This is a genomic window from Bacteroides sp. MSK.18.37 (assembly GCF_019129155.2).
GTDB classification, from domain to species: domain Bacteria; phylum Bacteroidota; class Bacteroidia; order Bacteroidales; family Bacteroidaceae; genus Bacteroides; species Bacteroides ovatus.
Genome location: NZ_JAHOIB020000001.1, coordinates 2213684 through 2235371, shown reverse-complemented (window position 1 = coordinate 2235371; position 21688 = coordinate 2213684). Strand labels below are relative to the sequence as shown.

Sequence of the window (21688 nt, the reverse complement as noted above, 5' to 3'; positions counted from 1 at the left end):
TGTATATATGAAGAAAATATTATTTGTCTGTTTAGGAAATATTTGCCGTAGCTCTACGGCTGAAGGCGTAATGCTTCATTTAATAGAAGAAGCGGGACTGGAAAAAGAATTTGTGATAGATTCTGCCGGAATCCTGTCTTATCATCAGGGGGAATTGCCGGATAGCCGGATGCGTGCTCATGCAGCCCGTCGCGGTTATCAATTGGTGCATCGTTCTCGCCCCGTCCGTACGGAAGATTTTTATAATTTTGATCTGATAATCGGTATGGACGACCGGAACATAGATGACTTGAAAGACAAAGCTCCTTCTCCCGAAGAATGGAAGAAGATTCATCGCATGACGGAGTATTGCACCCGTATTCCTGCAGATCATGTCCCCGACCCCTATTATGGAGGGGCCGAGGGGTTTGAATATGTACTTGATGTTCTTGAAGATGCTTGCGCAGGTTTGCTTACTTCTTTAACTCAGGATAACTGATCCGGGTGTGATAAGCAATCTTTAGTTTTTCTTTGAACACAGCTTTCACTGTTGCTATATCCTTGAAAGTGATAGGACATTCTTTAAAGTAACCTTCAGTGACCTGGGAATCGATAATCTTATCGACCAGGTTGCTGATTGTTTCTTCTGTATATTCCGGAAGACTGCGTGAGGCAGCTTCTACGGCATCCGCCATCATCAGGATAGCCTGTTCTTTGGTGAACGGATTCGGCCCGGGATAGGTGAACAGTTCTTCATTCGGTTCTTCGTCCGGATGCTCGTTCTTCCAGGAAATATAGAAATATTTTGTTTTTCCCCGTCCATGATGCGTGCTGATAAAGTCCTTGATGGCTTTAGGCAGATTGTGTTTATCGGCTAACTTCAATCCATCCGTCACATGACTGATGACGACCTGCGCACTTTGTTCGTAATTCAGGTTCTTATGCGGGTTAACTCCTCCTGACTGATTTTCTGTGAAAAAAGCAGGGTTTTCCATCTTACCAATATCATGATACAAAGCTCCTGTACGTACTAACTGGCTTTTGGCTCCAATGCGGATGGCTGCTTCTGCAGCAAGATTGGCCACTTGCATGGAATGTTGGAATGTTCCCGGAACCGTCTCGGACATTTGCCGCAAAAGGTCATTATTGATATTCGAAAGTTCTACCAACGTTACATTGGAAGTAAATCCGAAAGTTTTTTCCAATAAAAAGAGTAAAGGATAGGTGAATAATAACAGAATTCCATTGATGATGAAGTAAGTGTACATTCGTATGTTCAACTTTGAAAAGTCGGTGGAAAGACCGTTCTCTGTCATCAACTCGAAGGCGAAATAAATGGCTGCATAAGTCAGTATAACCAATAAAGCCGTTCGGAAAAGTTGGGACCTTTGCGATAGCTCTCTTAGACTGAATATCGCCACTAATCCTGCAGCCAACTGTGTCAGAATGAATTCATGCGGAAAGCGTAAGGATATGGAGCATATCAATATAGTGATGACATGCGTCAGGAAAGCAGTCCTCGAATCAAGAAAGACGCGAATGATAATGGGTAGCATCGCGTACGGGATGATATACACATTAAATAGATTATGTGTTACCATGAAAGCGGTTATGACACTGTAAAATACAATCAACGTGAATAGCAATGACAGACTGCCTTTCCGTTGATAGTAGTCTTTTCGGAACAGGTCGAGATAAAGCATAAAACAAAGCATCAGCATTCCTACAAACAGAATCTGTCCGCCGAGAATCAGGCGGTTTTGTCCCATGGACTCATTCCGTTTGATGGATTCTTTGCGTAATGACTCCAGGATATTATAGGTATGCGGGCTGACGATTTCCCCCCGGTCGATAATCTTTTGCCCGCTGACTACTAATCCGTTTGCCCAGGAATAGTTGTTCAGGATTTCTTCTTTGGCAGCCTGGGTACGTTCCTCGTCAAAGGTAAGGTTGGGGGTGATGTATTCGTTCAGGGAGCATTGCCTTAAAATTTCCCGGTTGAAATGAGTAGAGTCTGCTGACAGCAAGTGCTCATAGGCTTTTTTTACCGTGTAAAGATTCTCGGTAGCCTGTGGATTAGCCAGTTTGTCATCAATCACCATGACAGATGAAGTGCTGTCTTTGTGAAGCAGCTGTATATTCTCTGTCGAAACGATGCCTGCCTGATAGATTTCTTTTAAAGTGCGCTCAATGTACCGCAAATAATCGATGGAAGGGAGAATACCTTTCAGATTCGTATGGTAATTCTCTTTCAGCTTGGCGATTGCGTCTTTTTCTATATTTTTATCCAGTTGATAATAAGGTTGGAAGAAAGCCATCAGGCTATCTTGTTCCCTTTTTACCACTGCATCCTCTTTATAAATAGGAAAGTCGAAAGTAGCGATCAACTGTCCGTATTTCCAGGGCTTGTTGATGTCGAACTGGTAATTGAATTTTCCGTCACGTGGCAGGAAATAAACAATCAGCGCCACAGTGCCTACAAACAGCAGTGATTTATATAGTAAATCTCTCCATGAAAATCTTTTTTTCTTCTTCAAATGTTCCATATCCACTGAAATTTTTGCGAAAAGTACAAAAAAAAACAATAGTGTGGAAAAAAAGGTTTAATTTTGCCACGATTTACCTATACTAACCCAAATTATGGCAGAAAGAAAAGTAAGAGTTCGTTTTGCTCCAAGTCCTACGGGAGCATTGCACATCGGTGGTGTGCGTACAGCTTTGTATAATTATCTATTTGCACGTCAACACGGCGGAGACTTGATATTTCGTATTGAAGACACTGACTCTAACCGGTTCGTTCCGGGAGCGGAAGAGTATATACTCGAATCTTTTAAGTGGTTAGGTATCCACTTTGACGAGGGAGTGAGCTTCGGTGGTGAACAGGGTCCATACCGTCAGTCGGAGCGCCGCGAAATCTACAAGAAATATGTGCAGATTTTGCTGGAAAATGGAAAAGCTTACATCGCTTTTGATACTCCGGAGGAGCTGGACGCTAAGCGTGCTGAAATTGCTAACTTCCAATATGATGCATCTACCCGTGGTATGATGCGCAATTCATTAACTATGCCGAAAGAAGAAGTGGATGCACTGATTGCTGAAGGCAAACAATATGTTGTTCGTTTCAAAATCGAACCGAATGAAGATATACATGTAAATGACCTGATTCGTGGCGAAGTAGTAATCAACTCATCTATTCTGGATGACAAAGTGCTTTATAAATCGGCTGACGAACTGCCTACTTACCATTTGGCAAATATCGTGGATGACCATTTGATGGAAGTTTCCCACGTGATTCGTGGTGAAGAATGGTTGCCTTCCGCTCCTTTGCATGTGTTGTTGTACCGTGCTTTCGGTTGGGAAGATACGATGCCGGAATTTGCTCACCTGCCTTTGTTATTGAAACCGGAAGGTAATGGAAAATTAAGCAAGCGTGACGGTGACCGTCTCGGATTCCCTGTATTTCCATTGGAATGGCACGATCCGAAATCCGGAGAAATCTCTTCTGGTTATCGCGAATCCGGTTATTTACCCGAAGCTGTGATTAATTTCCTGGCTTTATTGGGATGGAATCCGGGCAATGATCAGGAAGTGATGTCGATGGACGAATTGATTAAATTGTTTGATCTTCACCGTTGCAGCAAGTCGGGAGCTAAGTTCGACTATAAAAAAGGAATATGGTTCAATCATCAATATATACAGCAGAAACCTAACGAAGAAATTGCGGAACTGTTCTTGCCTTTCTTGAAAGAACAAGGCGTAGAGGCTCCTTTCGAAAAGGTAGTGACTGTGGTTGGCATGATGAAAGACCGGGTAAGTTTCATTAAAGAACTGTGGGATGTTTGTAGCTTCTTCTTTGTGGCTCCTACCGAATATGATGAAAAGACGGTGAAGAAACGCTGGAAAGAAGATTCTGCAAAATGTATGACCGAATTGGCAGAAGTGATTGCCGGTATTGAAGATTTTAGCATTGAAGGACAGGAAAAAGTCGTTATGGACTGGATTGCAGAGAAAGGTTACCATACCGGTAATATCATGAATGCTTTCCGTCTGACATTGGTGGGTGAAGGAAAAGGCCCGCACATGTTCGATATTTCCTGGGTATTGGGCAAAGAGGAGACGATAGCTCGTATGAAACGAGCGGTAGAGGTTTTGAAGTAATCGATCAGTACTATGCTTTACGACCTGGCAATAGTCATTTATGACTTTATCGTCCATTTGGCTGCTCCGTTTAGCCGCAAGCCCCGGAAGATGATGAAGGGGCATTGGGTGGTGTATGAACTCTTACGCCAACAAGTGGAAAAAGGGGAACAGTATATTTGGTTTCACGCTGCTTCACTGGGGGAGTTTGAACAAGGACGCCCTCTGATAGAAATGATTCGTGAGAAATATCCTAACTATAAGATATTGCTGACATTTTTCTCTCCTTCCGGTTATGAAGTGCGCAAGCATTACCGGGGGGCGGATATTGTCTGCTATCTGCCGTTTGATAAGCCGAGGAATGTGAAGAAGTTCCTGGATATTGCAAATCCTTGCATGGCGTTCTTTATCAAATATGAGTTTTGGAAGAATTATCTGGATGAGCTTCACAAGCGCCGTATTCCGGTATATAGTGTGTCGTCCATCTTCCGTCGCGAACAAATATTCTTTAAATGGTACGGTGGCACTTATCGCAATGTCTTGAAAGATTTCGATCATCTGTTTGTTCAGAATGAGGCATCCAAACGTTATTTGTCGAAAATCGGCATCAGTCGTGTGACAGTGGTGGGGGATACCCGTTTTGACCGTGTACTGCAAATCCGCGAAGAGGCTAAAGAGCTCCCGTTGGTGGAGAAGTTTAAAGGAAACAATTCTTTTACTTTTGTTGCCGGAAGTTCATGGGGACCTGATGAGGATTTATTCCTCGAATATTTCAATAATCATCCGGAAATGAAACTGATTATTGCTCCGCATGTGATCGATGAGAATCACCTGGTTGAGATCATCGGTAAATTGAAACGTCCGTATGTGCGCTATACCCGTGCTGACGAAAGAAATGTATTGAAAGCGGATTGCCTTATAATAGACTGTTTCGGTCTGTTATCCTCTATTTACCGCTATGGTGAAATAGCTTATATCGGCGGTGGTTTCGGGGTCGGAATCCACAACACCTTGGAAGCGGCTGTATATGGTATTCCGGTGATTTTCGGACCGAAGTATCAGAAATTCATGGAGGCTGTTCAATTGCTGGAAGCAAAAGGTGCTTATTCTATCAAAGACTATGATGAACTGAAAACTTTGCTGGATCGTTTCCTGACAGATGAGGTGTTTTTGCGCGAAACCGGAACGAATGCCGGTTATTATGTGACTAGCAATGCCGGTGCGACGGAGAAGATTATGCACATGATTAATTTCTAAATATATATTGTAGATCAATGTGAATTCGATATAAGAGGGCAATACAAAACCTTAATAAACAAAGAATCACCTTTACCACAGATAATTGTGATAAAGGTGATTCTTTGTTTATTAAGGAGCTTTGGCACACTTCTCATTGCTTTCGGCTCTTTGTCAAATTGGGTGGTAAATCCTTTAGAAAAACAGGCATCTACTGAATTATATAAATGAATAGAGGACAACTTTTCACCAGATTTGACGAAGAACCTGTTTCCTGCATTTGTAGCTAGGTACCTTATCTGTTGACTTCTAACTCTAGCAACTTTTTCAACTCTTTGGCTGTTACGTGGGTGAATTGTTTTGCGATATTTCCTTTTTTATCTATTATCAGGTACATCGGTAATCCCGTCATCTGAAAATGATTCCAAAGATAACCCCACTGTTCTTTGTTCAGCCAGTAATGTTCTCCGGCAATGTCTTGTATTAGTATATCCCAAGTCTTTTTTATAGAACTGGGGCCTGTGAGGTAAATGAAAGCAACTTTGTCTTCACCTATTTTTTTCTTTAGTGGTTCATATTCCTTGATGATTTGCCGGCAGCCGCCGCACCAGGTAGCCCAAAAGTCGATAAACTGTACCTTCCCTTTGTGGCGGGCAATGAGAGCAGTCAACAGTTCCTTTTCCGGAACTTGTGGTGCTTCGCAAATAGTGAATTTCTTTGTTATCGTTTGCTGTCGGGGTTGCATCTGGCGGTTCATGTCTTGAATGATACCTAAGAAGATAGGATTGGTAATTTCCGAAGCCATGAGCTCTTGTCGGGGTGTCAGAGGTTGTAAATTGTAAAAACTGGAACGCATATAGATTGCTCGTATGTAGTCAACTATTAAACTTGTGCTGTCTTGTATGATATTACTAAGACGTTCTTTTGCTTTGGAGAATGACTCCCATCTGAATTGGTCATTTTCTTTGAAGTATTTTGCACTAAGTGCCATTAGCTCGCTTTCTTGCTGAAAGGAGATACCTGCTTTGAAAGCCGTTTCATATTGATGGATAAGTGTCTGTTCCTCTTTAGTGAGTGGTGCATTTTTCAATAGATTTTTTTCGTAAGCGAGTGGGTCTTTGTGGGTATCATATAAATCCATGACTACATTGCGGTAATTATAACAATAGAGTGCTAAAGGGTGATTGACTGGGAAATCCTTCAAATAATTGTGGAAATCATCGGGCAAATATACATCAAGAAAAGCAGCAAAAGCTTGTTCCCGCGTAATGTTTTCCTTCTTTTGATAAGCAGTTTGCAGGCAATAGTGGGTGGCCTGTAGATTTTCCAGGCAATCAAATGCGCATGAGAGATTGGCGAGTGTGCGAGTGTCTTCGCTGAATTGTAACTGTGCGCTGTTGTGCGTTACATATCGTTTGTATTGGTTGATACATCGTTTTTTGAATTCATTGGCACTAATGCCTACAATGGAATCCAATAGGTCGCCATCACTATAAACAGGTGGTATCTTTGTTATCAGTTCCGGCTGGCACCATTCATTGTTAATGGTAGCATATTGGCCGCTAAATACAAACTGTTTTCCTGGTGGATTACTTAGATTGATAGCTACATTTGTTTCTTTTTCGGGACTTAGCAGAATGACTAAATCAGCATTTCCTATCATCATCCGTACTTGTGTATGATGGTAGAGAGGAATATTAATAGTAAAGCTTCCGTCTGACTCAACAGTCGGATAAAGAGTTTCGGCTGTTCCCATCACGATATTGGGAGCTCCGATCTTGAATATCAGATTGTCATTCGGATGGTAATTGGCGATTGTACCACTTAAAATGGCCTTTCCTTTCTGATATTCGGGGATGGGTAATTGTGCTTGTACCAGGTTGAATAACAAGGACAAACAAAGACAAGTAAATAGTCTGTTCATGTTCATAGTAGTTCTTTTATTGCATTTATTATTTCTTTATCTGTATTCTCATTACTATAACCTCTGATTACTTTTCGTATGATTCGTTCTTGGTCTACTATGAAAAAGTAAGGTGCGGCACCACCGGTCTGATATTGTTTGATAACCTCATTTGTTGCATTCAGAATGGTATAATTCAATTCCTTTCGCTTTGCGTAATTTCGGATAGCAGATACTTTACGGCTCCAGGATTCTATTGCAATCAGCTCAAACTCTTCACTGGTGAATGAATCTTTTAGCTGTTTCAAGAAGGGGATGGCTGCCTGACAGGCGCCACAACCAATGCCTGTGAAGTTGATTAGTATGATTTTGCTTTTGTAGTCGGCTAATGATACCGGCTGTGCTTCTATATTTTCTAATATCCAGCCGGGAGCTTTTTTTCCTATAAGACTGGATGCTGTTGGTTCTGCTTTTTTCTTGTAGAGGTCGCTGTATTTTACTATCTCATAATCTTTGGGGAAATAATCTGACGCGTTAAAGTCGTAAATTGTGTGTCTATTGATTGCAAGATTTGAGCAAGTTGAAACGGAAATATCATGCGACATCTCTCTTCGTTTTTTATAAGGCAGGTCATTCGACTTGTTGATCCATAACTCATAAATAGAAGTTGTACTGCCGATATCGAATGGAGGAAGTGGCATGTGATAAGCTTTTCCAAAGAACTCAACCTGTTGATTCTCATCAATGACTAATTTAAAATAATAATTATCACCCTCATCTTTCAACTCTGTTACAATATGATCCTTAGTGGTAAGTGCATATCTGATGATATTCTTTGCGTGATTGAAGAATGGAGGACTTACTAGCCTGAAAGGAAGTGGTCTGAATGTGAAATCATCAATTGCTAATTTCTTATTTTCGTGATAAGGTAATGCTCTTATGTTGCCGTCATAACAAAATTCCAGTTTTGTTGTATCATTGGCATCTAGTGAAACATAACTTGCTCCTATGGTTGAGTCCATTGGATTATCGTACTCTTTAATGAAGCTGTGCAAGGTAGATAATGCGGTTGAATCACCAGGTTGCCAGCTTTCGTTGGTGACATAGTAGGTTGCAGATTCAATCTTTTCTAAATTGGTAAGTACTTTCTTTAAATATTCTTTTTCTGCGTTTTGTGCATTGGCGGTTATTGTTTCTGCCAATAAAAGAATTGTAAGTAGTAGTTTAATTTTCATAATGAATAAGTGTTTGTTGGTTCACTGGCCGGATTTAATGTCTTACAAATCTACGAATAATTCGTAATATATCTATTTCCAGATGGTTAAATAATATGAATATAGATTCTAGGAATCAATGATGATTAGTTTTAGTAGTATGAATCTTATGGTAAGTGTTTGTAAATGGTTTGTTTTATTAATGTGGCTATTGAAGTGTCAATGGAGATCTGAAAAAAAAACGTTCCCCCTTTTTCTTAAAAACATAAGAGAAAGGAGGAACGAAGTTTAGTTTTCGGTTTTACTTAATGTTATTCCTTATACCATTGTGAGTACATCAAATAATTGTGAGCAATCTTCTGATTCAGTTCTTTGGCTTGTTCAGGATCTACCTTTTTAATGAATTTCGCGGGTACCCCTCCCCAAATGCTTCCCGGCTCAATGATGGTATTGCTTAATACCAGCGAACCGGCGGCAACGATTGCTCCTTCGCCAACTACGACGTGATCCAGGACGGTTGACCCCATCCCTACCAATGCATAATCTTTGATGGTCGCCCCATGAATGGTAACATTATGCCCTACAGATACATGATCGCCAATTTCAATAGTCGATTTCTGATATAATGTATGCAAGACACTTCCATCTTGGATGTTGACGCTATTGCCAATTCGTATGGAGTTGACGTCACCTCTTAATACCGTATTAAACCAAATGCTACAATCATTTTCTATTTTTACATCTCCTATAATAGTTGCATTATCTGCAAGGAAGCAGTTTTCTCCGATTTCGGGAGTAAAACCCCGTACTGATTTAATTAAAGCCATATAATATTTGTTTCTAATAAAGTTTTTTATTTAATGCAGTTCTATGTTGTACGACACCCGGGTGTCGTGATGTATGAGACCCGGGTCTTGAGCAGTCTGACACCCGGGTCTCAGTATGCTTGACACCCGGGTGTCAGACAAGTTCTGTTTAAAGGGAAGCAGTTGCCTCTTGTAACCAAACTTTTTCTTCTTCGTTAAGATCCGGTGACAACTTCTCGTAGACAGTCTGATGGTAATTGTTTAACCATTCAATTTCTTCATTTGTCAGCATCTCCTTGATGATCCCTTTTTTGCAGATTGGGCATAAAGTGATAGTTTCAAACTTAAGATATTCTCCAAACATTCCCTCTCCATCTTTGCAAACCAACGTCAGGTTCTCCGTACGTATCCCGTGACTGCCTGCTTTATAAACACCAGGCTCATTGGAAGTAACCATGCCGGGCTGCAAAATGACAGGGCTCTCATTCATACGAATGCTTTGCGGCCCTTCGTGTACACTCAGGAAATGTCCGACGCCATGTCCTGTGCCATGAAGAAAATTCATTCTGTGGTTCCAGATAGGCATACGGGCTAGTACATCGAGCTGGGCTCCACGGGTTCCGGCAGGGAATTTGGCCATAGCCAACGCGATGTGTCCTTTTAATATAAGGGTATAATCCGTTTTTTCTTCTTCTGTAAGTTCGCCTAAGGCAATGGTTCGGGTGATGTCAGTGGTTCCGTCCAGATATTGGGCTCCTGAATCTAAGAGTAAGAACCCTCTGGGCTGAAGAGTCACCTCACTTTCCGGGGTAGCTGAATAATGTACGATTGCCCCATGTTCTTTATATCCTGCAATCGTGTCGAAACTTTCCCCCATGTAGAGAGGCTGTGCAGCCCTAAACTCATGCAACTTTTTATCTATACTTAATTCTGTCTCTTTTCCGGTAGATACGGATTCTTCCAGCCATTTGAGGAATTTGACGAGTGCTACTCCATCCCGTTGCATGGCAGCGTGGATGCCGGCGACCTCCTGCTCATTGCGAATCGCTTTCAATAATGCGACGGGCGACTCACCACGAAGAATAGAACATTGCGGATTAATAGATGAATAGATAGAATAATTCGTTTTCCCTGGGTCAATCAGAATGTTTTTTCCCGGAAAAGAATTCAGGAATGTCTCTACCTCATCATACTTCTGTATTCCAATCTGCCGTTCCTTTAGATAAGTCTCTACCTCTGCCGTCACTTTCTCCGGTGAAATAAAATAAGTCACTTCATCCTGTGTGATTAACAGGTAACTTACTATGACCGGATTGCAATGTACATCGTTTCCTCGCAAATTGAGAGTCCATGCGATCTCGTCGAGCGCGGATATGAATAAAGCATAGACACCTTTCTTTTTCAACTCCGTACGGATGGCGGATATTTTCTCTTCACAGCTTTTTCCTGCATATTTGATATCATAAATAAAGGCAGGAGAATCAGGCATGGCGGGCCGGTCTTTCCAAATGCTACTCAATGGATCTCCAAATATGTCGACCTGTAACTGATGTGCCGCCAGTTCTTCTTTCATCTGTTCGACCTGTTGCACAGAAAACATTTTCCCGTCGATACTTACAGATTCTCCAGGTTTTAAGTGTTGGCAGAGAAATTCTGTAATACTGGGAGTCTCCGGCAACATCTCTTTATATAAGGTAATGCCGCTGCCCTCCAATTCCTTCGTAGCTTGCAGAAAATAACGCGAGTCGGTCCATAATCCTGCTTTATCCATCAGGATAACCGCTGTTCCGGCAGAACCAGTAAAACCGGAAATCCACTCCCGTGACATCCAGTGGGGAGCCACATATTCACTAAGATGAGGGTCGGTGCTGGGAATAATGAACGCTTTGATAGAATTGGGATGAAAGGTCATGCGCAGTGCATGCACTCGCTCTTTTATGCTCTGTTTCATACTTTATTATATTATTATAGACATGTAAGTGTTTCAAAGGTACTAACTTTCTGCATTTAATAACTTGTTTATGAATAGTTTTTGAGAAATATTTGCCGAAAGTTTTGTGAATAAAGAAAGTATGTGTAATTTTGCGGCGCAATTTGACTGCAGAATTTTTTAATCATAACATATTAATAGTAACAAAATGATTGTAGTACCTGTAAAAGAAGGCGAAAACATTGAAAAAGCGCTGAAGAAGTTCAAAAGAAAATTTGAAAAGACTGGCATTGTAAAAGAGTTGAGAAGCAGACAACAGTTTGATAAACCGTCTGTAACTAAAAGACTTAAGAAAGAACGCGCAGTTTACGTACAACAACTTCAGCAAGTAGAAGATTAATAATTCGTAATTTCCTTTGAATTATTGAATTCTTTTCATACATTCGTTGCACGATTTTAGATGTAGCGATATTATGTTGATAGAATCTTTTCTTGATTATCTCCAGTATGAGCGGAACTATTCTGAAAAAACCGTTCTTGCGTACGGTGAAGATATAAAGCAACTGCAGGAGTTTGCTCAGGAAGAGTATGGAAAATTTAATCCGTTAGAGGTCGAGGCGGAACTGATTCGTGAATGGATTGTTTCATTGATGGATAAAGGGTATACCTCAACTTCTGTAAATCGTAAGCTAAGTTCGCTCCGAACGTTTTACAAGTATCTCTTGAGGCAGGGAGAAACGACTATAGATCCTTTGCGTAAAATAAAAGGACCTAAAAACAAAAAGCCGTTGCCTGTGTTCTTAAAAGAAAACGAAATGAATCGGTTATTGGATGAAACGGACTTTGGCGAAGGATTTAAAGGCTGTCGGGATCGGTTGATTATTGAAGTGTTTTATGCTACCGGCATGAGACTTTCGGAATTGATAGGTCTGGATAATAAGGATGTGGATTTTTCGGCTTCTCTTCTGAAAGTGACCGGGAAAAGAAACAAGCAACGGCTGATTCCGTTCGGTGACGAACTGCAGGAATTGATGCTTGAATATATTAATGTAAGAAACGAAACGATTCCGGAAAGGTCGGAAGCTTTCTTTATTAGAGAGAATGGTGAACGGCTTTATAAGAATCTAGTCTATAATTTAGTGAAACGGAACCTGTCAAAGGTGGCGACGTTGAAGAAAAAGAGCCCTCACGTGTTGAGGCATACTTTTGCTACCACAATGCTGAATAATGAAGCAGAGCTGGGCGTGGTAAAAGAACTTTTGGGTCACGAGAGCATTACGACTACCGAGATCTATACGCATGCCACATTTGAAGAACTTAAAAAAGTGTATAAACAAGCTCATCCAAGAGCTTAAAAAAAAAAGGAGGTAAGTATGGATGTTAGAATTCAATCAATTCACTTTGATGCGTCAGAGCAATTGCAGGCATTTATTCAGAAGAAAGTGTCCAAGTTGGAAAAATATTACGAAGATATAAAGAAAGTAGAGGTGTCATTAAAGGTAGTAAAACCAGAAGTTGCTGAAAATAAAGAAGCAGGCATTAAAATATTAATCCCCAATGGGGAGTTTTATGCAAGCAAAGTGTGTGATACATTTGAAGAGGCAATTGATTTAGATGTGGAAGCGCTCGTAAAACAACTGGTTAAATACAAGGAAAAGCAACGTAGCAAATAAAAAAATCCCAAATATTTTGCGGGAAAGAAATAAATAACTAAATTTGCAGCCGTTTCGCTCGCGTTAGAACGTGACGGTTGCATTTTTTAGTAAGTTTGCCTCTTTAGCTCAGTTGGCCAGAGCACGTGATTTGTAATCTCGGGGTCGTTGGTTCGAATCCGACAAGAGGCTCAAAAAGAAACCGAAGAACAAAGATAGAACATCTGTCTTTATCATATTGTTTGAAAATAGTTCTTTTATTTCTTGATTTTGAAAAGGGCAAATACCAGAGTGGCCAAATGGGGCAGACTGTAAATCTGCTGGCTTACGCCTTCGGTGGTTCGAATCCATCTTTGCCCACAATCAGAGTGACAACTTTGGCAAGAATGCGGAAGTAGCTCAGTTGATAGAGCATTAGCCTTCCAAGCTGAGGGTCGCGGGTTTGAGCCCCGTCTTCCGCTCTCTTTTCTTGCTGTTATAGCTCAGTGGTAGAGCACTTCCTTGGTAAGGAAGAGGTCCCGGGTTCAAGTCCCGGTAACAGCTCATAAAGGATGTAAATGCTGATTATTAATCAAATAAATAACAAGTAAAGCTATGGCTAAAGAGAAATTTGAACGTACCAAACCGCATGTAAACATTGGTACAATCGGTCACGTAGACCACGGTAAGACAACGTTGACAGCTGCTATCACTACAGTGTTGGCAAAAAAAGGTCTTTCAGAATTGCGTTCTTTCGATTCTATCGACAACGCTCCTGAAGAAAAAGAAAGAGGTATTACTATCAATACTTCTCACGTTGAATATCAAACAGCTAACCGTCACTATGCACACGTAGACTGCCCGGGTCACGCCGACTACGTAAAGAACATGGTTACTGGTGCTGCTCAGATGGACGGTGCTATCATCGTTTGTGCTGCAACTGATGGTCCGATGCCTCAAACTCGCGAACACATTCTGTTAGCTCGTCAGGTAAACGTACCTCGTCTGGTTGTATTCTTGAACAAATGCGATATGGTAGACGACGAAGAAATGTTGGAACTCGTTGAAATGGAAATGAGAGAACTCCTTTCATTCTATGATTTCGATGGTGACAATACTCCTATCATCCGTGGTTCTGCTCTTGGCGCATTGAACGGTGTTGAAAAATGGGAAGACAAAGTTATGGAACTGATGGATGCAGTTGATAACTGGATTCCACTGCCTCCGCGCGATGTTGATAAACCATTCTTGATGCCGGTTGAAGACGTGTTCTCTATCACAGGTCGTGGTACTGTAGCAACAGGTCGTATCGAAACAGGTGTCATCCACGTTGGTGATGAAGTCGAAATTCTTGGTTTAGGTGAAGATAAGAAATCAGTTGTAACTGGTGTTGAAATGTTCCGTAAACTGTTGGATCAAGGTGAAGCTGGTGACAACGTAGGTCTTTTGCTTCGTGGTATTGACAAGAACGAAATCAAACGTGGTATGGTTCTTTGTAAACCAGGTCAGATTAAACCGCACTCTAAATTCAAAGCTGAGGTTTATATCTTGAAGAAAGAAGAAGGTGGTCGTCACACTCCGTTCCACAACAAATACCGTCCTCAGTTCTACTTGCGTACTATGGACTGTACAGGTGAAATCACTTTGCCGGAAGGAACAGAAATGGTAATGCCGGGTGATAACGTAACTATTACAGTTGAGTTGATTTACCCAGTAGCATTGAACCCGGGCCTTCGTTTCGCTATCCGCGAAGGTGGACGCACGGTAGGTGCTGGTCAGATTACTGAAATTATCGACTAATACACAATAATTAATCAGTTCCCGGTTTTCATCGGGAACTGATTATGTACACACGGGAGTAGCTCAGTTGGTAGAGCACCGGTCTCCAAAACCGGGTGTCGGGAGTTCGAGCCTCTCCTCCCGTGCTAATATTATTGAAATGAAAAAGGTAATAGCTTATATTAAAGAATCTTACGACGAACTTGTACATAAAGTATCGTGGCCTACGTATTCTGAACTTGCTAACAGTGCAGTAGTTGTTTTATATGCTTCCCTGCTTATTGCATTGGTAGTATGGGGTATGGATGTCTGTTTCCAGAACTTCATGGAAAAAATCGTTTATCCACATTAAAAATTAGGAATTGAAAATGGCTGAGATTGAAAAGAAATGGTACGTTCTGCGTGCTATTAGTGGAAAAGAAGCTAAGGTAAAGGAATATCTTGAAGCTGATCTTAAGAACAGTGACCTTGGTGAATATGTATCTCAGGTATTGATTCCTACTGAAAAAGTTTACCAGGTTCGCAATGGTAAAAAAATTGTGAAGGAAAGAAGTTATCTTCCTGGTTACGTTTTGGTGGAGGCTGCTTTGGTTGGTGAGGTCGCTCATCACTTGCGCAACACTCCGAATGTGATAGGCTTTTTAGGTGGCTCCGAAAAACCGGTGCCTCTCAGACAATCAGAAGTGAATCGTATACTTGGTACAGTGGACGAACTGCAGGAAACGGGTGAAGAACTCAATATTCCGTACGTGGTGGGTGAAACTGTAAAAGTTACTTTTGGACCTTTTAGCGGATTCAGTGGTATCATTGAAGAAGTGAATAGCGAAAAAAAGAAACTAAAGGTCATGGTAAAGATATTCGGGCGCAAAACGCCGCTTGAATTGGGCTTTATGCAAGTGGAAAAGGAATAACACGGAATTGTTACGCTGTTGTTGTTCTTCGTTTAATGTTTATATATAAATCAATAAAAAAATGGCTAAAGAAGTTGCTGGACTAATCAAGTTACAGATTAAAGGAGGCGCTGCAAATCCATCACCTCCCGTTGGACCTGCTTTGGGTTCTAAGGGTATCAATATCATGGAATTTTGCAAGCAATTCAATGCCAGAACCCAAGACAAAGCAGGTAAAATTTTACCTGTTATCATTACTTACTACGCAGATAAGTCTTTCGATTTTGTAATCAAGACTCCTCCCGTTGCTATTCAATTACTTGAAGTAGCTAAGGTAAAGAGTGGTTCTGCTGAGCCTAACCGTAAGAAAGTTGCCGAGCTTACTTGGGAACAAGTTCGTACGATCGCTCAGGACAAAATGGTTGACTTGAACTGTTTTACTGTGGAAGCTGCCATGAGAATGGTTGCAGGTACAGCTAGAAGTATGGGTATCGCTGTAAAAGGGGAGTTCCCGGTTAATAACTAATAAACTTCAATTGTAATGGGTAAACTGACAAAAAATCAAAAGTTAGCTGCAGAAAAAATTGAAGCAGGGAAAGCATACTCACTGAAAGAAGCTGCATCTTTGGTAAAAGAAATCACTTTTTCCAAATTCGATGCTTCACTGGATATTGATGTACGTTTAGGGGTTGACCCGCGTAAAGCTAACCAGATGGTGAGAGGTGTTGTTTCACTTCCTCATGGTACTGGTAAAGAAGTGCGTGTGTTGGTACTTTGTACACCGGATGCTGAAGCTGCTGCAAAAGAAGCTGGTGCTGACTATGTTGGTCTTGACGAATATATTGAAAAGATCAAAGGTGGATGGACTGATATTGATGTAATCATCACTATGCCATCTATCATGGGTAAAATTGGTGCACTCGGTCGTGTACTCGGTCCTCGTGGATTGATGCCGAACCCTAAGAGTGGTACTGTAACTATGGATGTTGCTAAGGCTGTAAAAGAAGTAAAACAAGGTAAGATTGACTTTAAAGTTGATAAGAGCGGTATCGTTCACACTTCTATCGGTAAGGTATCATTCAGTCCTGATCAGATTCGCGACAACGCGAAAGAGTTCATCTCTACTCTGAACAAGCTGAAACCGACCGCAGCAAAGGGTACATATATTAAGAGTATTTATCTTTCTAGTACAATGAGTGCGGGTATTAAAATCGACCCGAAATCAGTGGATGAAATCTAATAAAACAGAGAAATAATGAGAAAGGAAGATAAAAGTACGATTATAGAGCAAATTGCTGCTACAGTAAAGGAATATGGTCACTTCTACTTGGTAGACGTTACAGCGATGAACGCTGCTGCTACCAGCGCATTGAGAAGAGATTGCTTTAAATCAGACATCAAATTGATGGTGGTTAAAAACACTCTGCTTCACAAAGCACTTGAAAGCCTGGAAGAAGACTTTTCACCTCTTTACGGTTCTTTGAAAGGTACTACTGCTGTTATGTTTACTAACACTGCAAACGTACCTGCTAAGTTAATCAAAGACAAAGCGAAAGACGGTATTCCCGGACTGAAAGCTGCGTATGCAGAAGAAAGCTTCTATGTTGGTGCAGACCAATTGGATGCTCTCGTTGCAATCAAGAGTAAGAATGAAGTTATCGCCGATATCGTTGCACTGTTGCAATCTCCGGCCAAGAATGTTATTTCTGCTCTTCAATCAGGTGGTAACACCCTTCACGGAGTTCTCAAGACTCTTGGTGAACGTACCGAAGCGTAAAAATGGAAAAAGGCGTCACAGCCTTGGGAATAACATCCCGAATAATTTTCAAAAATCAACAAGTATTTAAACATTAAAATCATACAAAAAATGGCAGATTTGAAAGCTTTTGCAGAACAATTAGTTAACTTGACAGTAAAAGAAGTTAATGAACTTGCAACTATCCTTAAAGAAGAATACGGTATTGAACCTGCTGCTGCAGCTGTAGCTGTTGCTGCTGGTCCTGCAGCTGGTGCTGCTGCCGCAGAAGAAAAAACTTCTTTCGACGTAGTATTGAAGAGCGCTGGTGCAGCTAAACTTCAGGTAGTTAAGGCCGTTAAGGAAGCTTGTGGTCTTGGTTTGAAAGAAGCTAAAGACTTGGTAGACGGTGCTCCTAGCACAGTAAAAGAAGGTTTGGCTAAAGACGAAGCAGAATCATTGAAGAAAACATTGGAAGAAGCTGGAGCTGAAGTTGAACTTAAATAACATTGGCCTGGTAATCAGGTAATTCGGTTAGGAATCCTTCACAAGAGGATTCTTAACCTTTTTGTGTATATATTTCAAATTAAGTTCTCCAAATTCATTGACAGATGTCTTCAAATACTGTAAATCAAAGAGTTAATTTTGCTTCGACTAAGAATCCGCTCGAATACCCGGATTTCCTGGAAGTACAATTGAAGTCATTCCAAGACTTTCTACAATTAGATACCCCACCTGAAAAGCGCAAGAATGAGGGATTGTATAAAGTATTTGCTGAAAACTTCCCTATTGCCGATACAAGAAACAATTTTGTTCTTGAGTTTCTGGACTATTATATTGATCCGCCGCGTTATACCATCGATGATTGTATAGAGCGTGGGCTTACTTATAGTGTTCCCTTAAAAGCGAAACTTAAGCTTTACTGTACGGACCCCGATCATGAGGATTTTGATACAGTGATTCAGGACGTATTCCTCGGCCCGATTCCTTATATGACTGATAAGGCTACTTTCGTCATTAACGGTGCCGAACGCGTAGTTGTGTCACAGCTTCACCGTTCTCCGGGTGTGTTCTTCGGTCAGAGTGTACATGCCAATGGTACGAAACTTTATTCGGCTCGTATTATTCCGTTTAAGGGTTCGTGGATTGAGTTTGCTACTGACATCAATAATGTGATGTACGCATACATCGACCGTAAGAAGAAATTGCCGGTAACGACTTTGTTGCGTGCAATTGGCTTCGAGAATGACAAAGATATTCTTGAGATTTTCAACCTTGCAGAAGATGTAAAGGTGAACAAGACAAATCTGAAGAAAGTGCTAGGTCGTAAATTGGCTGCACGTGTCTTGAAAACATGGATTGAAGATTTCGTTGATGAAGATACCGGTGAAGTGGTTTCTATCGAGCGTAACGAAGTTATTATCGATCGTGAAACCGTACTGGAAGAGGTGCATATTGATGAAATTTTGGAGTCGGGAGTTCAGAACATCCTTTTACATAAAGATGAACCGAACCAGTCCGATTTCTCTATCATATATAATACGTTGCAGAAGGACCCGAGTAACTCGGAAAAAGAAGCTGTGTTGTATATCTACCGTCAGTTGCGTAACGCCGATCCGGCTGATGACGCAAGTGCAAGGGAGGTTATCAACAACTTGTTCTTCTCTGAAAAACGATATGATCTTGGTGATGTAGGTCGTTACAGAATCAACAAAAAGTTGAATCTGACGACTGATATGGACGTGCGTGTCCTCACGAAGGAAGATATCATTGAAATCATCAAATATCTGATTGAGCTGATTAACTCAAAAGCAGATGTGGATGATATTGACCACTTGAGTAACCGTCGTGTACGTACAGTAGGTGAGCAGCTTTCTAATCAGTTTGCTGTTGGTCTGGCTCGTATGTCTCGTACGATTCGCGAACGTATGAACGTTCGTGACAATGAAGTGTTTACTCCGATTGATTTGATTAACGCGAAGACAATCTCTTCTGTAATCAACTCATTCTTCGGAACGAACGCATTGTCGCAGTTCATGGACCAGACAAACCCCTTGGCTGAAATCACGCACAAGCGTCGTATGTCTGCCCTTGGTCCTGGTGGTCTTTCCCGTGAACGTGCCGGATTTGAGGTTCGTGATGTTCACTACACACACTATGGTCGTCTTTGTCCGATTGAGACTCCTGAAGGTCCGAACATCGGTTTGATCTCTTCATTGTGTGTATTTGCTAAGATTAATGATCTGGGATTCATTGAAACTCCGTACCGTAAGGTGGAAAACGGAAAAGTGGATCTTTCTGATAACGGTCTGATTTATCTGACTGCTGAAGAAGAGGAAGAAAAGGTTATTGCACAGGGAAATGCTCCGTTGAATGATGACGGTACATTTGTGCGTAACAAAGTTAAATCTCGTCAGGATGCCGACTTCCCGGTTGTTGAACCGACAGAGGTTGATTTGATGGACGTTTCTCCTCAGCAGATTGCATCAATCGCGGCTTCATTGATTCCGTTCCTGGAACATGATGATGCTAACCGTGCATTGATGGGATCAAACATGATGCGCCAGGCGGTTCCTTTGTTGAGGAGTGAAGCGCCGATCGTAGGTACAGGTATCGAACGTCAGTTGGTAAGAGACTCTCGTACGCAGATTACTGCGGAAGGAGATGGTGTTGTTGACTACGTTGATGCTACTACTATCCGTATTTTGTATGACCGTACAGAAGACGAAGAGTTCGTGAGTTTTGAACCTGCTTTGAAAGAATATAGAATACCTAAGTTCCGTAAGACTAACCAGAACATGACGATTGACTTGCGTCCGATTTGCGACAGAGGCCAGCGTGTGAAGAAAGGTGACATCTTGACTGAAGGTTATTCTACTGAAAAGGGTGAATTGGCATTGGGTAAGAACCTGTTGGTAGCTTATATGCCTTGGAAAGGTTACAACTATGAGGATGCTATCGTATTGAACGAACGTGTGGTACGCGAAGACTTATTGACTTCGGTTCACGTAGAGGAATATTCTCTGGAAGTTCGTGAAACAAAACGTGGTATGGAAGAGTTGACTTCTGATATCCCGAATGTAAGTGAAGAAGCTACTAAAGACCTGGATGAAAATGGTATCGTAAGAATCGGTGCTCGTATCGAGCCGGGTGATATCATGATCGGTAAGATTACACCGAAGGGTGAATCTGATCCTTCTCCAGAAGAAAAATTGCTTCGTGCCATCTTTGGTGATAAGGCAGGTGATGTGAAAGATGCTTCATTGAAAGCTTCTCCTTCTTTGAAAGGTGTTGTGATCGATAAGAAACTTTTCTCACGTGTGATTAAGAATCGTAGCTCTAAACTGGCCGATAAAGCATTGTTGCCTAAGATCGATGATGAATTTGAATCTAAGGTAGCTGATCTGAAACGTATCCTGGTTAAGAAACTGATGACTTTGACTGAAGGTAAGGTTTCTCAAGGTGTGAAGGATTATCTGGGTGCGGAAGTAATTGCGAAAGGTTCTAAGTTCAGTGCTTCTGATTTTGATTCACTTGACTTTACTTCTATTCAGTTAAGCAACTGGACTAGTGATGACCATATTAATGGTATGATTCGTGATCTGGTGATGAATTTCATTAAGAAATACAAAGAGCTGGATGCTGAATTGAAACGTAAGAAGTTTGCTATTACAATTGGTGATGAACTTCCAGCTGGTATTATCCAGATGGCAAAAGTATATATTGCTAAGAAGCGTAAGATTGGTGTGGGTGATAAGATGGCAGGTCGCCACGGTAACAAGGGTATTGTATCCCGCGTTGTTCGTCAGGAAGATATGCCGTTCTTGGCTGATGGTACTCCGGTTGACATTGTGTTGAATCCGTTGGGTGTGCCTTCTCGTATGAACATTGGTCAGATTTTTGAAGCTGTACTCGGACGTGCCGGAAAAACGTTGGGCGTGAAATTCGCGACTCCTATTTTCGACGGTGCTACCATGGAAGATCTGGATCAGTGGACAGACAAGGCAGGATTGCCTCGCTACTGTAAGACTTATCTTTGTGATGGTGGCACAGGTGAGCAATTTGACCAGGCAGCTACTGTGGGTGTGACTTACATGTTGAAGTTGGGTCACATGGTTGAAGACAAGATGCATGCTCGTTCTATCGGTCCGTACTCATTGATTACTCAGCAACCTCTTGGTGGTAAAGCACAGTTCGGTGGTCAGCGTTTCGGAGAAATGGAGGTTTGGGCACTCGAAGGTTTTGGTGCTGCTCATATCCTGCAGGAAATCCTTACTATCAAGTCTGATGACGTGGTAGGACGTTCGAAAGCTTATGAAGCAATTGTGAAAGGTGAACCGATGCCGCAACCAGGTATTCCGGAATCCTTGAACGTATTGTTACACGAGTTGAGAGGATTAGGTTTGAGTATCAACCTAGAATAAAATAATAAAGAATACGTGGTGTCA

The 21688-nt window shown here is 41.4% G+C and carries 19 protein-coding genes and 5 tRNA genes; 19 read left to right on the top strand and 5 right to left on the bottom strand.

Translation table 11 applies throughout. The features are described 5' to 3' along the window. The first annotated feature begins 7 nt into the window (after nucleotides 1–7). Nucleotides 8–478, top strand: coding sequence for a low molecular weight protein-tyrosine-phosphatase (locus tag KSX81_RS09520; RefSeq protein WP_004296375.1), 471 nt, complete (start codon nucleotides 8–10; stop codon nucleotides 476–478). Here the strand turns inward: KSX81_RS09520 and KSX81_RS09515 are convergent. Next, nucleotides 453–2525: an HD family phosphohydrolase gene (locus KSX81_RS09515; protein ID WP_004296374.1), complete on the bottom strand. Its 2073-nt coding sequence runs from the start codon at nucleotides 2523–2525 to the stop codon at nucleotides 453–455. The two genes, KSX81_RS09520 and KSX81_RS09515, sit on opposite strands and share 26 nt — an antisense overlap. A 94-nt stretch (nucleotides 2526–2619) precedes the next feature. Between KSX81_RS09515 and gltX the strand changes: the two genes are divergently transcribed. Beyond that, entirely contained in the window at nucleotides 2620–4137 is a 1518-nt protein-coding gene (gene gltX / locus KSX81_RS09510) for a glutamate--tRNA ligase (RefSeq protein WP_004296373.1), read from the top strand. 12 nt (nucleotides 4138–4149) lie between these two features. Then, nucleotides 4150–5373, top strand: coding sequence for a 3-deoxy-D-manno-octulosonic acid transferase (locus KSX81_RS09505; protein ID WP_004296372.1), 1224 nt, complete (start codon nucleotides 4150–4152; stop codon nucleotides 5371–5373). A 274-nt stretch (nucleotides 5374–5647) separates the two neighbouring features. On the opposite strand, the gene KSX81_RS09500 is transcribed toward KSX81_RS09505, so the two are convergent. The 4 genes from KSX81_RS09500 to KSX81_RS09485 form a co-directional block, all read right to left on the bottom strand. Continuing rightward, complete coding sequence (locus KSX81_RS09500; RefSeq protein WP_004296370.1) at nucleotides 5648–7282, bottom strand: TlpA family protein disulfide reductase; 1635 nt, start codon at nucleotides 7280–7282, stop codon at nucleotides 5648–5650. Continuing rightward, nucleotides 7279–8490: a peroxiredoxin family protein gene (locus tag KSX81_RS09495; RefSeq protein ID WP_004296369.1), complete on the bottom strand. Its 1212-nt coding sequence runs from the start codon at nucleotides 8488–8490 to the stop codon at nucleotides 7279–7281. The genes KSX81_RS09500 and KSX81_RS09495 overlap by 4 nt, the downstream gene beginning before the upstream one ends. A gap of 290 nt (nucleotides 8491–8780) precedes the next feature. After that, nucleotides 8781–9296 (bottom strand): gamma carbonic anhydrase family protein, encoded by a 516-nt coding sequence (locus KSX81_RS09490; RefSeq protein WP_004296368.1) that lies wholly within the window; start codon nucleotides 9294–9296, stop codon nucleotides 8781–8783. 148 nt (nucleotides 9297–9444) lie between these two features. Beyond that, nucleotides 9445–11226 carry an aminopeptidase P family protein gene (locus tag KSX81_RS09485; RefSeq protein ID WP_004296367.1) on the bottom strand — a complete coding sequence of 594 codons (1782 nt, stop codon included), beginning with the start codon at nucleotides 11224–11226 and terminating at the stop codon, nucleotides 9445–9447. 187 nt (nucleotides 11227–11413) lie between these two features. On the opposite strand from KSX81_RS09485, the gene rpsU reads away from it, so the two are divergent. The 16 genes from rpsU to rpoB all read left to right on the top strand — a co-directional run bounded on the left by rpsU (nucleotide 11414) and on the right by rpoB (nucleotide 21664). Beyond that, a complete protein-coding gene (gene rpsU / locus KSX81_RS09480; protein ID WP_002558090.1) occupies nucleotides 11414–11605 on the top strand; it encodes a 30S ribosomal protein S21 in 192 nt (63 codons plus the stop codon). Between the two features lie 73 nt (nucleotides 11606–11678). Further along, nucleotides 11679–12560, top strand: coding sequence for a tyrosine recombinase XerC (gene xerC, locus KSX81_RS09475; RefSeq protein WP_004296366.1), 882 nt, complete (start codon nucleotides 11679–11681; stop codon nucleotides 12558–12560). A gap of 18 nt (nucleotides 12561–12578) precedes the next feature. After that, entirely contained in the window at nucleotides 12579–12878 is a 300-nt protein-coding gene (gene hpf / locus KSX81_RS09470; RefSeq protein WP_004296365.1) for a ribosome hibernation-promoting factor, HPF/YfiA family, read from the top strand. A 97-nt stretch (nucleotides 12879–12975) separates the two neighbouring features. Next, nucleotides 12976–13049, top strand: a tRNA-Thr gene (locus KSX81_RS09465). A gap of 85 nt (nucleotides 13050–13134) precedes the next feature. Next, nucleotides 13135–13217 (top strand) — tRNA-Tyr (locus KSX81_RS09460). A 28-nt stretch (nucleotides 13218–13245) separates the two neighbouring features. Then, nucleotides 13246–13318, top strand: a tRNA-Gly gene (locus KSX81_RS09455). 10 nt (nucleotides 13319–13328) lie between these two features. Further along, nucleotides 13329–13400 (top strand) — tRNA-Thr (locus tag KSX81_RS09450). Nucleotides 13401–13451: 51 nt separating this feature from the next. Next, nucleotides 13452–14636: an elongation factor Tu gene (gene tuf, locus KSX81_RS09445; protein WP_004296364.1), complete on the top strand. Its 1185-nt coding sequence runs from the start codon at nucleotides 13452–13454 to the stop codon at nucleotides 14634–14636. Between the two features lie 52 nt (nucleotides 14637–14688). Beyond that, nucleotides 14689–14761 (top strand) — tRNA-Trp (locus tag KSX81_RS09440). Nucleotides 14762–14775: 14 nt separating this feature from the next. Next, nucleotides 14776–14967: a preprotein translocase subunit SecE gene (gene secE, locus KSX81_RS09435; protein WP_004296363.1), complete on the top strand. Its 192-nt coding sequence runs from the start codon at nucleotides 14776–14778 to the stop codon at nucleotides 14965–14967. Between the two features lie 16 nt (nucleotides 14968–14983). Further along, on the top strand, nucleotides 14984–15526 hold the full coding sequence (gene nusG / locus KSX81_RS09430; RefSeq protein WP_004296362.1) for a transcription termination/antitermination protein NusG: 543 nt from the start codon (nucleotides 14984–14986) through the stop codon (nucleotides 15524–15526). A 61-nt stretch (nucleotides 15527–15587) separates the two neighbouring features. Continuing rightward, nucleotides 15588–16031 (top strand): 50S ribosomal protein L11, encoded by a 444-nt coding sequence (gene rplK / locus KSX81_RS09425; protein WP_004296361.1) that lies wholly within the window; start codon nucleotides 15588–15590, stop codon nucleotides 16029–16031. A gap of 15 nt (nucleotides 16032–16046) precedes the next feature. Continuing rightward, nucleotides 16047–16745 (top strand): 50S ribosomal protein L1, encoded by a 699-nt coding sequence (rplA, locus tag KSX81_RS09420; protein WP_004296360.1) that lies wholly within the window; start codon nucleotides 16047–16049, stop codon nucleotides 16743–16745. Nucleotides 16746–16760: 15 nt separating this feature from the next. After that, nucleotides 16761–17282, top strand: a complete 522-nt coding sequence (gene rplJ / locus KSX81_RS09415; RefSeq protein ID WP_004296359.1) for a 50S ribosomal protein L10 — start codon at nucleotides 16761–16763, stop codon at nucleotides 17280–17282. 90 nt (nucleotides 17283–17372) lie between these two features. Then, nucleotides 17373–17747 (top strand): 50S ribosomal protein L7/L12, encoded by a 375-nt coding sequence (gene rplL / locus KSX81_RS09410; RefSeq protein WP_004296358.1) that lies wholly within the window; start codon nucleotides 17373–17375, stop codon nucleotides 17745–17747. A gap of 104 nt (nucleotides 17748–17851) precedes the next feature. Next, on the top strand, nucleotides 17852–21664 hold the full coding sequence (gene rpoB, locus KSX81_RS09405) for a DNA-directed RNA polymerase subunit beta (protein WP_004296357.1): 3813 nt from the start codon (nucleotides 17852–17854) through the stop codon (nucleotides 21662–21664). Nucleotides 21665–21688 lie beyond the last annotated feature (24 nt).

Coding starts and splice junctions, on each gene's coding strand:
- rplA (WP_004296360.1), top strand. CDS start 16,047: ATGGGTAAACTGACAAAAAATCAAAAGTTAGCTGCAGAAAAAATTGAA.
- KSX81_RS09520 (WP_004296375.1), top strand. CDS start 8: ATGAAGAAAATATTATTTGTCTGTTTAGGAAATATTTGCCGTAGCTCT.
- xerC (WP_004296366.1), top strand. CDS start 11,679: ATGTTGATAGAATCTTTTCTTGATTATCTCCAGTATGAGCGGAACTAT.
- hpf (WP_004296365.1), top strand. CDS start 12,579: ATGGATGTTAGAATTCAATCAATTCACTTTGATGCGTCAGAGCAATTG.
- rplK (WP_004296361.1), top strand. CDS start 15,588: ATGGCTAAAGAAGTTGCTGGACTAATCAAGTTACAGATTAAAGGAGGC.
- rpoB (WP_004296357.1), top strand. CDS start 17,852: ATGTCTTCAAATACTGTAAATCAAAGAGTTAATTTTGCTTCGACTAAG.
- KSX81_RS09495 (WP_004296369.1), bottom strand. CDS start 8,490: ATGAAAATTAAACTACTACTTACAATTCTTTTATTGGCAGAAACAATA.
- secE (WP_004296363.1), top strand. CDS start 14,776: ATGAAAAAGGTAATAGCTTATATTAAAGAATCTTACGACGAACTTGTA.
- tuf (WP_004296364.1), top strand. CDS start 13,452: ATGGCTAAAGAGAAATTTGAACGTACCAAACCGCATGTAAACATTGGT.
- gltX (WP_004296373.1), top strand. CDS start 2,620: ATGGCAGAAAGAAAAGTAAGAGTTCGTTTTGCTCCAAGTCCTACGGGA.
- rpsU (WP_002558090.1), top strand. CDS start 11,414: ATGATTGTAGTACCTGTAAAAGAAGGCGAAAACATTGAAAAAGCGCTG.
- KSX81_RS09515 (WP_004296374.1), bottom strand. CDS start 2,525: ATGGAACATTTGAAGAAGAAAAAAAGATTTTCATGGAGAGATTTACTA.
- rplJ (WP_004296359.1), top strand. CDS start 16,761: ATGAGAAAGGAAGATAAAAGTACGATTATAGAGCAAATTGCTGCTACA.
- KSX81_RS09485 (WP_004296367.1), bottom strand. CDS start 11,226: ATGAAACAGAGCATAAAAGAGCGAGTGCATGCACTGCGCATGACCTTT.
- KSX81_RS09505 (WP_004296372.1), top strand. CDS start 4,150: ATGCTTTACGACCTGGCAATAGTCATTTATGACTTTATCGTCCATTTG.
- nusG (WP_004296362.1), top strand. CDS start 14,984: ATGGCTGAGATTGAAAAGAAATGGTACGTTCTGCGTGCTATTAGTGGA.
- KSX81_RS09500 (WP_004296370.1), bottom strand. CDS start 7,282: ATGAACATGAACAGACTATTTACTTGTCTTTGTTTGTCCTTGTTATTC.
- KSX81_RS09490 (WP_004296368.1), bottom strand. CDS start 9,296: ATGGCTTTAATTAAATCAGTACGGGGTTTTACTCCCGAAATCGGAGAA.
- rplL (WP_004296358.1), top strand. CDS start 17,373: ATGGCAGATTTGAAAGCTTTTGCAGAACAATTAGTTAACTTGACAGTA.